At 72.7% G+C, this 12,972-nt stretch carries 7 protein-coding genes; 3 read left to right on the top strand and 4 right to left on the bottom strand.

Annotated elements, in window-relative coordinates:
- Positions 1–127 precede the first annotated feature (127 nt).
- Entirely contained in the window at positions 128–2,575 is a 2,448-nt protein-coding gene (locus ACIQ9E_RS12470; protein WP_403706023.1) for a PQQ-binding-like beta-propeller repeat protein, read from the bottom strand.
- A gap of 599 nt (positions 2,576–3,174) precedes the next feature.
- Here ACIQ9E_RS12470 and ACIQ9E_RS12465 point away from each other — a divergent pair.
- Complete coding sequence (locus ACIQ9E_RS12465; protein ID WP_366255924.1) at positions 3,175–3,822, top strand: TetR family transcriptional regulator; 648 nt, start codon at positions 3,175–3,177, stop codon at positions 3,820–3,822.
- A 437-nt stretch (positions 3,823–4,259) separates the two neighbouring features.
- On the opposite strand, the gene ACIQ9E_RS12460 is transcribed toward ACIQ9E_RS12465, so the two are convergent.
- Together ACIQ9E_RS12460 and ACIQ9E_RS12455 are read right to left on the bottom strand one after the other, a co-directional pair.
- Positions 4,260–4,997, bottom strand: coding sequence for a L,D-transpeptidase (locus tag ACIQ9E_RS12460; RefSeq protein ID WP_403706018.1), 738 nt, complete (start codon positions 4,995–4,997; stop codon positions 4,260–4,262).
- Positions 4,998–5,278: 281 nt separating this feature from the next.
- The gene (locus tag ACIQ9E_RS12455) at positions 5,279–9,574 is read right to left on the bottom strand and encodes a SpaA isopeptide-forming pilin-related protein (protein WP_403706015.1); all 4,296 of its coding nucleotides are present in this window, start codon (positions 9,572–9,574) and stop codon (positions 5,279–5,281) included.
- A gap of 470 nt (positions 9,575–10,044) precedes the next feature.
- Between ACIQ9E_RS12455 and ACIQ9E_RS12450 the strand changes: the two genes are divergently transcribed.
- Positions 10,045–11,049: a phosphotransferase family protein gene (locus ACIQ9E_RS12450; protein WP_403706012.1), complete on the top strand. Its 1,005-nt coding sequence runs from the start codon at positions 10,045–10,047 to the stop codon at positions 11,047–11,049.
- A 125-nt stretch (positions 11,050–11,174) separates the two neighbouring features.
- A complete protein-coding gene (locus ACIQ9E_RS12445; protein WP_403706009.1) occupies positions 11,175–11,516 on the top strand; it encodes a DUF5713 family protein in 342 nt (113 codons plus the stop codon).
- A 37-nt stretch (positions 11,517–11,553) separates the two neighbouring features.
- Here ACIQ9E_RS12445 and ACIQ9E_RS12440 read toward each other — a convergent pair whose 3' ends face one another.
- On the bottom strand, positions 11,554–12,951 hold the full coding sequence (locus ACIQ9E_RS12440; protein WP_403706006.1) for an acyl-CoA dehydrogenase family protein: 1,398 nt from the start codon (positions 12,949–12,951) through the stop codon (positions 11,554–11,556).
- Positions 12,952–12,972 lie beyond the last annotated feature (21 nt).

The following is a 12,972-nucleotide window of genomic DNA, read 5'->3' as shown; positions in this document are numbered from 1 at the left end:
CCGCACGCCGCCGCACCCCCGGGCGGGCCCGGCACAGCCCCACGCTCCCGGGGAGTGCGGCCACCGCCGCTCGGGCAACCGCTCCGGACGGCACGGGCCGCGGAGAGTCCCGCCCTCCCGGACGCGGTCAGCGGCGGCCCGTCGCCGTGCCCTTCACCGCGTCCAGCGCGTACACGCAGCGGTCCTTGCTGCACGCGTACACGACACCGTCCCTGACCACCGGGGAGCCGGTGATCTCCCCGCCCGTCGCCAGCTTCCACCGCAGCTGGCCGCCCGTCGCGTCGAGCGTGTACAGCACATGGTCCGCGGAGCCGAAGTGGACCCGGCCGTCGGCGGCGACGGGCGCGCCGACGACCTCGCCGCCCGCCGCGAACCGCCACAGCGGGGTCCCGGCGACGGCGTCCAGGGTGTAGAGCGCGCTGCCGCTGCCGACATGGACGTTGCCGCCGGTGACCAGGACCGGTTCGGTGGACTGGCGGGCCTCGGTGGCGATCCGCCAGCGGTCCTTGCCCGTGGTCGCGTCGAGGGCGTACACCGTGCCCAGATAGTCCGCGAGATAGACGCCGCCGCCCGCGACCGCGGGCCCCGCGGCGAAGGCGGGCGGGGAGAGGAAGACCGCGGGTGCCTCGAAGTGCCAGCGGACCCGGCCGGTGGCGATATCGAGGGCGATGACGCGGGTACCGGCGGAGACATAGACGAAGCCGTCGGCCGCCGGGTGGACCCGGACCGGGACATTGCCGCAGGACGCCGCGTCGCCGACGGGATAGGACCAGCGTTCGGTGCCGGTACGGGCCTCCAGCGCCCGCAGCCGCGCCTCCTTCCAGACGTACACCGTGTCCCCGGCGATGACCGGACCGCCCTCGACGGTCTCGAACTCGGACTGCGCGCCGGTCAGCTCCCACAGCTTGTCGCCGCCCGACGCCTCCCAGGCCTGGACGCCGCCGCCACGGGTCCCGGTGAGGACCGTGCCGCGGTCGGCCTGGAGGGAGTAGACCCAGGAATCGGTGGACAGCCGCCACCGCTCCCGGCCGTCCGCGGCGTCGAGGGCATAGAGGCTGGGGCCGTCGGAAGCGTGGATCCGGCCCGCTTCGAGCGCCATCGACCAGGCGACGTCACGGGTCTTGAACTGGCGGCGGCCGGTCCCGGTGTCGAGGGCATGGACCTCGAAGGACGTGACGTAGAGCAGACCGCCGTCGACGATCGGGGTGCCCCAGACGTCGTTGGACATCCGGAACCGCCAGGGCCGCCAGCGGCCGGTGCCGTCGGGCAGCAGGGACGGCGACGAAGGGGCCGGCGGGGCCGGGGGCAGCGCGGGGGCCGGAGCCGTACCGCCCGTCTGTCCGGCCGGACGGCGGACCCAGCCGGTACCGGGCGGCGAGCCGGGGAGCGGACCCATGGCGTCCGCCACCCTGAGGCCGGGGCCGATCGGAGCGGCCACCCCCGGCAGCTGTACGGAGGCGGCGGCAGCGACCGGCGCGGCGCCGCCCGTACGGGGGTCGTCCGACGGTCTGCGGGCCCAGCCCGGATTACCGCGCGGCGGCTGCGCGGGCTGCGGCGGCACCAGTTGCGGACCGGCGTGCCGTCCCCCGTGCCGGGGCCCGCCCTGCGGCCCGTGGCCGGGGGGCGCGGACGGCGGCGGGCCGGGCGGCCGCGGCGGGGCCGCCGCGGGGAGCTGCGCCGTCCGGCCGCCGCGCCGGTCCTCGATCATGGCGACCGTCCGCGGGGGCAGCCACGCGGACGCCGTACCGCTGTCGTCGCCGCCGGAGGCGAAGAGATGGGGTGCGAGCAGGGCCTGGAGATCCTCGGGCGAGGGGCGGCCCGTCGCGTCCATGCCCATACAGGACTCGATGAGGGGCCGCAGCTCGGCGGGCAGACCCTCCAGATCGGGGCCCTCGCGCAGCAGCATGAACACGGTCTCGACCGGGTTGGCGCCGTGGAAGGGCGCATGCCCGGTGGCCGCGAAGACCAGGGTGGAACCCAGCGAGAAGACATCGCTGGCCCCGGTCACGCTGCGGGAGTCCCTGGCCTGTTCGGGCGACATATAGGCGGGCGTGCCGACGGCGACGTTCGTCATGGTCAGCCGGGTGTTGGAGACCCCCGACGCGATCCCGAAGTCGATCACCCGGGGACCGTCCTCGACGACGAGGACGTTCGACGGTTTGAGATCGCGGTGGACGAGCCCGGCGCCGTGGATGGACTGGAGGGCCTCCGCGATGCCCGCGGCCAGCCAGCGCACGCCCCGGGCGGGCAGCGGCCCGCACTCGTTCACTATCTCTTCCAGCGAAGGCGCCGGAACATAGGCCGTGGCCAGCCAGGGCACCGCGGCCCGCGGATCGGCATCGACGACGGCCGCCGTGTAGAAGCCGCTGACGGCCCGCGCGGCCTCCACCTCACGGGTGAAGCGGACCCGGAAGAGCTGGTCCTCGGCGAGTTCGGTACGGACGGTCTTGATGGCCACCCGGCGGCCCGACGCCGACCGGGCGAGATAGACCAGTCCCATGCCACCGGCACCGAGCCGGCCCAGCACCTCGAACGGACCGATCCGTCTCGGGTCGTGCTGAGTAAGCTGCTCCATCCCTGCCACCTCCCCGTACGGGCCCCGGCTCCATCGGGCCCGTCCTCACCAGCCCTGCACGGCGTCTCACCGCCGAGCCCCGCAGCGGTCGCGCACACCGATTCTTCCTGTCGGAGGCGGCGGTGGCGAACCCGGGGGCGGATCGGGGTGTCTCGCCCGGATCAGGGCAGGTCGGGCATGCCGGAACCGCTCCGTCCCGCATCCCCGTACCCCTCCCGGTCCGGCCCGTACCGCTTCCGCCGTGCGATTCCCCGCACTTTCCCCGCCCCACCGCACCCTGATTGTCGGTGAGTACCACGATTCGTCCAGGATATGCATCACACCACCCCGACCGGATCAGTCCGGATCACGCCCCACCGGAACCGGCGGACGGCACGACCGCCCTCCCCCGATCCTTGACGCAGAAATAGGAAAAAGGGATGAGGGGACACCCGGAAGACGGCGGGTCAAAGCTCCCACCAGGGCCGACTTCACTCGAACGCATATTCCCCGGCCGGTCGTCCGCCCGCCCGGCCCCGGCTGCCCGGTCCTCCGGCCGGGCACACCCCATTTGCAGTCGGCCGAATCGCGCGCCGATCACCCGTCGGTAAGCTGACGGCATGACAGGACAAGTACGCACTGTCGACGGCCGAGTGGCCGGACGACGCGGCCAGGCCACGCGGCAGAAGCTGCTCGACTGCCTCGGCGAGATGCTCAGCTCATCGCCGTACCGGGACGTCAAGGTCATCGACGTCGCCCGGAAAGCGGGAACCTCCCCCGCCACCTTCTACCAGTACTTCCCCGACGTCGAGGGCGCCGTCCTCGAAATCGCCGAGGAGATGGCCAAAGAAGGCGCCGCCCTCACCGGCCTCGTCGCCGGACGCTCCTGGGTCGGCAAGGCCGCCTGGCAGACCTCCGAGGAACTCGTCGACGGCTTCCTCGACTTCTGGCGCCGCCACGACGCGATCCTCCGCGTCGTCGACCTCGGGGCCGCGGAAGGCGACAAACGGTTCTACAAGATCCGTATGAAGATCCTCAACTCGGTCACCAACTCCCTCACGGACGCCGTGAAGGAACTCCAGGCCAAGGGCCGCGTCGACAAGGACGTCAACCCCGCGGCGGTCTCCGGCTCCCTGGTGGCCATGCTGGCGGCGGTCGCATCGCACCAGAAGGGCTTCACCACCTGGGGCGTCAAGCAGGCCGAACTCCGCCCGAACCTCGCGCTCCTCGTCCACCTCGGCATCACCGGCAAGAAGCCCCTCAAATAGGGGCTCGGTTCGCCTCCGGGGCGCTTGGGGGCACCGCCCACGCCCCTTGGGGCGCAGGGGGAGGTCTTCTTCGGTCGATCCTGCTCGACCGCTCGTTCCCCGCGGCCTCCGCGCGTTCTCCTCCCGGAATCCCCCTACGCCTTCGGCGTGGGAGGTGCCCCCAGCCACGCTCCTCCGGCTCACCCGCCGGTCCTCGGGGACGGGCGGGCCGTCAGCAGGGGCCGCTTTCGCCCCTCGGGCACAGCCACCGGAACGCCTCCGCTGCGGCACGGCACTGCACTGCACGGCACACCCGACGCCTCCGCACAGCGGGTATCGCGGGCGTCGCGAGGCCCCCGGCCGCTCCCCTCGGCCCCCTTCGCGCCTGCGTCCCGTCGGATCGCGTCGGGAACCCGCCCTGATCGCGTCCGGGTTCCGCCCGGATCGCGTCCGGGTCCTCAGCCCTCGGTGCCCGGCTTCACACCCCATATGTAGAGCGCGTCGTCGATGTCCAGCAGATCCCACAGCTCCGCCGCGTCCGCCAGCTTCAGATTGACGCAGCCCGCCGAGCCCCCGCCGTCGTAGAGGTTGTCGAGCCGGCCGTGCAGCGCCTGCCCTCCGTCGAAGAACTGGGCGTACGGCATGGGCGCGTCGTCGTAGATGGTGGAGACGTGGTCGCGGCTGCGCCAGTAGATCGTGTGCCAGCCGCGCCGGGTCTCCTCGGTGTCCCGGCCGGTGCGGATCGGCACCGGATCGAAGACGACGGTCCGTCCGCGCTGGACCCACAGCAACTGCCGGTCGAGGTCGATGCAGGTCACGCGGTAGTCGCGGACCGGGCAGTTGCCCGCGGCGTTCGGATTGGCCCGCGCCTTGACGGCGACCATCGTGCGGTACGTCATCAGATTCGCGTAGCCGTCGGTGGGAACGATGTCGTTCGCGGCCTGGAAGTTCCGGATGGCCACGCAGTCGCCGGCCGACTGCACGCCGTCCACGGGCCGCTTCAGATACTCCTCCAGAGCCCGCTGGTACGGCCCCGTACCAGCCGTGCAACCCCCGGCCCCGGCGGGTGCCGCAGCCGCCCGCGGGGTGCTGCCGGGCCCTCCCAGGGCGATCGTCCCGGCCAGCAGCGCCACCGCGGCGGCACCGGCTATGCCCGTACGCTTGCCGCCGCGGTCCCCTGTCGTCTTCCGTCGCATGCGGAACTCCGTCCTGGTGCGTTCCCCCTGTGCCCCCAGACCACTGTTATCAGCGGTTGCCCGCCCGCGCCTCGGACGGGCGTCCGAAGAGGTGAGGCGCGGGGCCACGACGCGCTGTGTGCCGCAGCGCCGAGGCGGCGGTCCCGGCCGCACATACGAGGACGCGGACGCCCCGGTGGTGTCCGGTGCGTCCGCGTCCCCGTTCCGCTCGGTCTTCAGTTGTCTGTCTTCAGTTGTCTGTCTTCAGTGGTGTGTCCAGTTGTGTGGTGCGGCGGCGGTGGCTACTTCTTGCCGCCCTTGCCCTTGCCGGGTTCGCCGCGCTTGTTGGCGACCTCGACCTGGACCGGCTGGTCGGCGTTCTCCGCCGTGATGGTGAACGGCCCCTTCACGGGGTTGTCCGGCAGGACGTACCCCTCGGGCACATCCGTCTCCAGCAGGTAGTACGTTCCGAGCGCCAGCTCGTCGAACGTGCAGTTGCCCTCGTTGTCCGTGGCGCAGCCGGGGCCGACCATGGTGTCGGGCGGGGTGCCGTTGAGCGCCCTGGTCTGGAGACCGGCGACGCCGTTGGTCTCCTCCCACAGCTCGAACACCGCGCCCGCGAGGGGCTTGCCGTTCTTGGCGTCGGTCTTGTGGAGGTCGATCTCGCCGGTCACCGGAGGGGTCTTGGTGTTCTCGGCGGTGACCGTGACACCCTCCGGAATCTCACCCTCGGTGAGAACGACCGGGAAGACCGGGTCGGCCGGAAGGTCGTAACCCGCCGGAGCCGCGGTCTCGCGCCAGTAGTACGTACCCGGGACGACATCCCGACTGCACCGCCCATTGGCACCGGTCGTGCAGTCCGGCGCCAGCCGCGTGTCCGGGTTCCCACCCGTGGTCTGGAGACCGGGGATCCCGTTCGTCTCCTGCCAGAACTGGAACACCGCACCCGCCAGCGGGTCACCCGTCTCCGAGTCGACCTTCACCACCGTCACCGGCGCCTCACCGGGCGGAGTCTTCACGTTGGCAGCGGTGACGGTCACACCCTGCGGGGCGTTGCCGGCCGTCAGCGTGAGCGGGAAGACCGGGTTGGCCGGGAGGTCGTAGCCGGGCGGGGCCGCGGTCTCCTGCCAGTAGTACTGGCCGACCTCGACGGTCTCGGTGCACGTACCGTTCGCGGGCGTCGTGCAGGGAGCACCGATCTCGGTGTCCGGGTTCGCACCCGTGGTCTGGAGACCGGGGATTCCGTTGGTCTCCTGCCAGAGCTGGAACACCGCACCCGCCAGCGGATCACCCGTCTCCGAGTCCTCCTTGACCACGGACACATCACCCGTCACCGGAGCTGTCTTGGTGTTCTCGGCCGTGACCGTGACACCCTCCGGAATCTCGCCCTCGGTGAGGACGACCGGGAAGACCGGGTCGGCCGGAAGGTCGTAACCCGCCGGAGCCGCGGTCTCGCGCCAGTAGTACGTACCCGGGACGACATCCCGGCTGCACCGGCCATTGGCACCGGTCGTGCAGTCCGGCGCCAGCCGCGTGTCCGGGTTCCCACCCGTGGTCTGGAGACCGGGGATCCCGTTCGTCTCCTGCCAGAACTGGAACACCGCACCCGCCAGCGGGTCGCCCGTCTCCGAGTCGACCTTCACCACCGTCACCGGCGCCTCACCGGGCGGAGTCTTCACGTTGGCCGCCGTCACCGTCACACCGGCGGGAGCGTTCTGCTCCGTCAGCGTCACCGGGAACACCGGGTCGAGGGGAAGGTCGTAACCCGGCGGAGCCGAAGTCTCCTGCCAGTAGTACTGGCCGACCTCGACCGTCTCCGTGCACGTACCGTTCGCGGGCGTCGTACACGGACCACCGATCTCGGTGTCCGGGTTGATACCGACCGTCTGGAGACCGGGAACCCCGTTCGTCTCCTGCCAGAGCTGGAACACCGCACCGGCCAGCGGATCACCCGTCTCCGAGTCCTCCTTGACCACGGACACATCACCCGTCACCGGAGCCGTCTTGATGTTCTCGGCCGTGACCGTGACACCCTCGGCGGCGTTCTCCTCGGTCAGGACCAGCGGTCCGAAGACCGGGTCGGCGGGGAGGTCGTAGCCGGGCGGGGCCGCGGTCTCCTGCCAGTAGTACTCGCCGACCTCGACCGTCTCGGTGCAGGTGCCGTTCGCGGGCGTCGTGCACGGGCTGCCGACCGTGGTGTCCGGGTTGATGCCGATGGTCTGGAGACCGGGTACCCCGTTCGTCTCCTCCCACAGCTGGAACACCGCGCCCGCCAGCGGAGCGCCGGTCTCGGAGTCCTCCTTGACCACCGAGACGTCACCGCGGGCCGGGGGCACCGGGGTCTTGACGTTCTCCGCCGTCACCGAGACCCCGCCGGGGATGTCGGCGTCGGTGAGGGTGAGCGGGAAGACCGTTTCGGCCGGGAGGTCGTAGCCGGGCGGGGCCGTGATCTCGACCCAGTAGTACGTGCCGGCGACGACGTCACGGCTGCACTGTCCGTCCGTGCCGGTCGTGCAGTCCGGGTCGACCTTGGTGTCCGGGTCGGCGCCCGAGGTCTGGAGACCGGCGATCCCGTTGGTCTCCTGCCAGAACTGGAAGACGGCGCCCGCGAGCGGCGCGTCCGTCTCCGAGTCCACCTTGACGACGGTCACCGGGCCCTCGCCCGGCGGTACCGGGGTCTTGGTGTTGGCGACGGTCACGCTCACGCCGACCTGGGCGTTCTCCTCGGTGAGGACGAGCGGGAAGATGGTCTCGGCGGGCAGGTCGTAGCCCGGGGGCGCGGAGATCTCACGCCAGTAGTAGGTGCCCGTGGGCACGATCCGGGAGCATTCGCCGACCACGTCGGTGGTGCAGTCCGGCGGGAGCTGGGTGTCCGGGTCCGGCCCGCTGACCTGGAGGCCGGTGATGCCGTTGGTCTCCTGCCACAGCTCGAAGATCGCACCGGGCAGTGCGGCCTGCGTCTCGGCGTCGACCTTCTCGACGGCCACCTCGCCCGTGACCGGGGTCTTGCTGTTGTCGGCCGTGACCGTGACACCTGCCGGGATGTCGTCGGCGGTGAGGACGACCGGGAAGACCGGGTCGGCGGGGAGGTCGTAGCCGGGCGGGGCGGCGGTCTCCTGCCAGTAGTACGTACCGGGGTCGACGGTCTCGGAGCACGAGCCGTCGGCGCCGGTCACACAGGGCGAACCGATCTTGGAGTCGGGCGAGGGCCCGGACGTCTGGAGACCGGCGACGCCGTTCGTCTCCTCCCACAGCTGGAAGGTGGCCCCGGCGAGCGGGGCGCCCGTGGTCGCGTCCTGCTTCACGACCTTCACCGGCGCGGTCGGGACCACGACGGAGCAGTCCGGCAGATCCCCGTTGAAGGGGTACGCGTGGAACTCCTGGCCACCGCCCCCGCCGGGGGCACCGTGTGTGATGCTGCCGGTGGCGAAGAAGCGGCCGTTGATACCGGGCAGGGTGACCGTCGTACCCGACGACTGGTTGCCGACCAGGACGCTGCCCTGGAACTGGCCGGTGCCCTTGAGGGTGACCGTGGAGGCGTCGGGGAAGTTCCACAGCAGCCGCTCGCGCAGCTGGTTCAGCGGATCCGTGTCGAACGGGCTGCCGCTGTAGGTGTTGATGGTGCGGTTCGCGCCCAGCACGTTCACCAGGATCGTGGCGTTCGCGGGGATGTTGTTGAAGACGAGCCCCTGCTGCCCGCCGGTCGCGCCCTGCATGTCGAAGTCGACGTTGAAGACCTGGAGCGCGGAGGTCCCGTCACCCGTGAAGGTGGTCTGGCCGCCGCTGTTGACCGCGGTCCCGGTGGCCGGGCGGTTGGCGCCGGTCTCGGTTCGCGCGTAGCACTGGCTGGACGCGGTCAGTTCGTCGCGCAGGGCCGTGTAGGGGGCCGCCGCGTTCGGGTCCTGGATGAGGGTGCCCGTGACCGTGCCGGTCAGGGTGCCCGCGTACCGCACATTGCCGCCGTCGGCGAGCAACCGCTCCCCGGCCGCGACGGTGACATCGGCACCGGTGGTGAGGAAGTCCGTACCGTCGTCCGGGGGGACCCGGGAGCCGACGCCGACGATGCCGACGTTGTAGATCGCGCTGGCGCCGGCGGCCTTGTCCTGGTCGAAGCTGCCGAGGACGACGACCTTGCCCTCGGCCTCCGCCGCGCCGCCGCGGACACTGAAGTTCCCGCCCGCGAAGATGTTGATGTTGTTGTCCCGGCCCGTGATGGGGCCGTTGTTCAGCGGGGGGTAGGGATTCGGGCACGGCGGGGTGCCCGGGATACAGGGGCCGAGCCCCCCGGGGAGCGGGGCGCGCCGGAGCTGGGCCTTGTGGGGCTTGAAGGCGCGGGCCTTGTTCTTCGCGGCCTTGCTCCCGCCCCGACTCCTGTCGTCGGCCTTGCCCCGGCTCCGACTCCTGTCGTCGGGCTTGGTTCCGTCCCGGTCGGGGGCCGCCGTGGCGGCGACGCGCTCCTGCTGGGAGGACGGCGGGGCCGGGGCGGCCCAGACCGTGCCCTGCCCCAGCACAAGCGCGGGTGCGGTCGCCGCGAGGACCGCACAGGCCATGCCTGTCGTCCGGGAGCGTTGTCGCAGCCGCGCGAGAACTGCTCGCATCACATCGACTTCTCTCGTTAGGTGAGGTGATCCCGAGCCGGGAATCCCCGGGCCAGGCTGCTCAGAGGGGTCGTGCGGGCGCGGTAGACACTCCCCGGGCGTCGCCCGGAAAGATCGGACTATCACCCGGGGGTGGTAGCGCGTTTGGACCCCCTGGCCGTAGCGGGGACCGGCCGCGGGAGGCGGGCGGACGGGCCTGGCGGCGGGGGCCGGGGCCGGACGGGCGGACGGGATCTGATCGGGTGCACGGATCGGACCGGGCCGGGCCGCCGAGGCACTGGGCCACTGGGCCGCCGGGCCGGGCCTGACCACCGCGCCGCCGGGCCGCCGGGCCGCCGGGCCGCCGGGCACAACCGAAATGCGCTGGCGCACAGGCGGGTACGAAGGCAGGCTCGCGCGTGGATGCGGTGGCCGTGGAGGTCCCCCGTTCCGCGACCGCCATCCTCCCCCGACCAGGAACGGCACGCCCCATGCACCAGCCCGCGACGCTCGGCGCCGACGCCGTACGCGCTCTGCTCCATCTGGAAGACACCCCCGTCCGGCGGATGGCGGAGGGAGGTGAACACGCGACCTGGTTCATCGGCCAGGACCGGGTGCTGCGGCTCGCGACCGACGAGGACGTGACCCTGCGTCAGCGGCGGGAGGTCGCGTTGCGGGACGCGCTGCGCGGACGGCTTCCGGTGCCGGTGCCGGAGAGCCTGGCGAGCGGCGAATGGGCGCCCGGGCTCTCCTACACCCTGGACCGACGGCTCCCGGGCCGGTCGGCGGAGGAGCGGCAGGTGTCCGGTGCGGGAGAGCTGGACCTCTCGGGGATGCTGGCGGCCCTGCGGTCGTACGGGCACGGGCACCCGGGGCCCGGGGACCCGGACGGTGCGGGGGCGGGGGACGGGGGCGGGTCCGGCGCCGGTGCGGGGGCGGGGGACGGGAACAGGGCCGGGGACGGTACAGCAGCGGCCGGGGGCGAATTCCGAGCCGGTACGGGGCCTGCCGCCCTGCCCCGGGAGCCCGTACGGGACCCGGCCGGACTCCGGGAGGAGGCCCTGCGCGCGGTCGGCCGGGCGACCGTGGATCCGGCCCTGGACCCCGGGCTCGTCCCGCGGCGGCTCGCCGCCCCGCCGCCGCCCGCCGCGCCGGACACGGCCGTACTCCTCCACAACGACCTCAAGGGCGAGCATCTGCTGATCGGGGACGACGGCGGGATCACCGGGGTCCTCGACTGGACGGACGCGGCGCTGGGCGATCCGGCCGAGGACATCGCAGGACTTGCGATCTCCATCGGCGCCCCGGCCGCCGTCCGGGCCGCCGCACTCGCCTCGTACGGGCCCGAGGTCTGTCTCCGCGGACTCTGGCTGGCCCGCTGCGACACCCTGGTCCGGCTGGCCGAACGGGTCCGCGGCTCCGCCGGCGGCAGCCCGCTGCCCCTGCTGCGGACCCAGCGCCGCCGCGCCTGGCAGCTCACCCCACTTGACCTGTAGGAACGTTGCGGTTCAGCTCCGTTGTCAGTGGCGTGATGCACCATCGGAACATCATCGGGAACACCGGCAGGGCGACAGCAGAGCACCAGCAGAGTCACCACCGGGACAGCGAAGGGACGGCAGGCATGGCGATCACGAACGAGAAGGTGGCCGGATACGCCTTCCTGGAGAAGCTCTTCGGCAGCACGTACTACCCGCAGGACCTGATCGCCGAGGGCCGGACGATCCTGCTGGACCTCTGCGAGCGCATCGAGCGGCAGCGCCCGGCGGACCTCGCGGCGCTGTACGCGCTCACGGCGGTGGCCACCGAGCGGTTCAACGAGCTGGACGGGAAGATGCGGGACGCGGGCAGCGAAATCGAGACCGTGGCCCGGGACGAGATAGCCGTGGACTTCCACTTCGTGGCGAAGGCGTACGGCTTCCCCGAGGCCGACATCGAGGAGCTGGTGGCGGAGCGCGACTGGTAGCCGCCCGGCAGTCGGCCGACCGGCCGGAGGGGGCTCCTCAGGGGCTCCTCAGCGGCTGGTCCACCGTATCCGCCGGGCACGCCGCGCCCCTGCCGTCCCCGGGAGAGAACAGGCCCGCCCGTTCCGCCGCACGGGCCCGCAGCCGGTGGACCGGTCCGAACAGCAGCTCGTCGGCCGCCGCCCGTTTGAAGAAGAGGTGAGCGTCGTGTTCCCAGGTGAAGCCGGTCCCGCCGTGCAGTTGTACGGTCTCCGACGCGACCGTGCGCAGCGTCTCCAGCGCCTGTGCGAGCGCCAACCCCGCATCGTCGTCCGCATGGTGTGCGGCCCAGGAGGCGGCCGAGCGGGCCGCGCGGACTTGGACATACAGATCGGCGAGCCGGTGTTTGACCACCTGGAAGGAGCCGATGGGCCGCCCGAACTGCTCCCGCAGCCAGACGTGTTCGACCGTGCGCCGCAGTGCGCTCTCCGCCGCTCCGACGGCCTCGGCGGCGACGATCACGGCCGCCCGGACGCCCGTTGCCGCGAGCGCGGCGGCCACCGGGCCGCCGTCCTCGGCGGTGTCGGGGGCGCCCAGGAGTGCGGCGGGGCAGTCGCGCAGCTCCAGCCGGGCCTGGGGGCGGGTCTCGTCCAGGGTGGTGCGGCGGGTCCGGGTCAGACCCGGTGCGTCCGCCGGGACCAGGAAGAGGAGGGTACGGCTGCGGGGATAGCCGCCGGTGTGCGCGGCGACCAGGAGCAGTCCGGCGCTGTGGCCGTCGAGGACCTGGTCGGCCTCTCCGTAGAGCAGCCAGCCGCCGGGGGCCGATCCCGCGCTCCGGGCCTGTATCCCGCCGGCGCGTCCGCCGCCCGCCCAGCCCGCGGAGGGGGTGCCGGGTCCGGGGTCGGCGACCAGACCGAGGGCAGTGGACAGGGCCCCGCCGGGGACGGCGAGGGCACAGGTCAGTGAGCCGTCGGCGATGTCCGGCAGGAGGGCGGCGCGCTGCCCGGGGGTGCCGAGCGCGGTGACGAGGGGGGCGGCGAGCCCGGCGGTGGCGAGCAGCGGGGACGGCAGCAGGACCCGTCCCGTCTCCTCGGCGGCGAGGGCGAGTTCCGGCAGTCCGCACCCGGCGCCCCCGTACTCCTCTGCGAGGGCGAGGCCCGGCAGCCCGAGCTGCCCGGAGAGTTCGGCCCAGAGCCCGGAGTCGTAGCCTTCGGGGGTTCCGACGGCATCGCGGTTCCGCGGCCCGGTCGCGCGCTTCCCGAGCAGCTCGCGCAGGGTGCGCCGGATCCCGGTGTGCAGGGCGGCGGTCTCGTCCGCGCTATGGACGGAGCCGTCCGTACCGGGGTCGCGCCCCGGGCCCCCGGCGACCGGCGGGACACCCGGCGGTGCGGGAACACAGTCCCCGGCCACCGGCGTACTCGCGCTCTCGGCGCCACCGGCGACTGCATCCCTGTCCATCGAATCCCCCTCATCTGACGG

This window comes from Streptomyces sp. NPDC094448 (genome assembly GCF_044763775.1).
In the GTDB taxonomy this organism is placed as follows: Bacteria; Actinomycetota; Actinomycetes; order Streptomycetales; family Streptomycetaceae; genus Streptomyces.
Note: the sequence above shows the minus strand (reverse complement) of the source record. Positions and strands in the feature narration are given on the sequence as shown.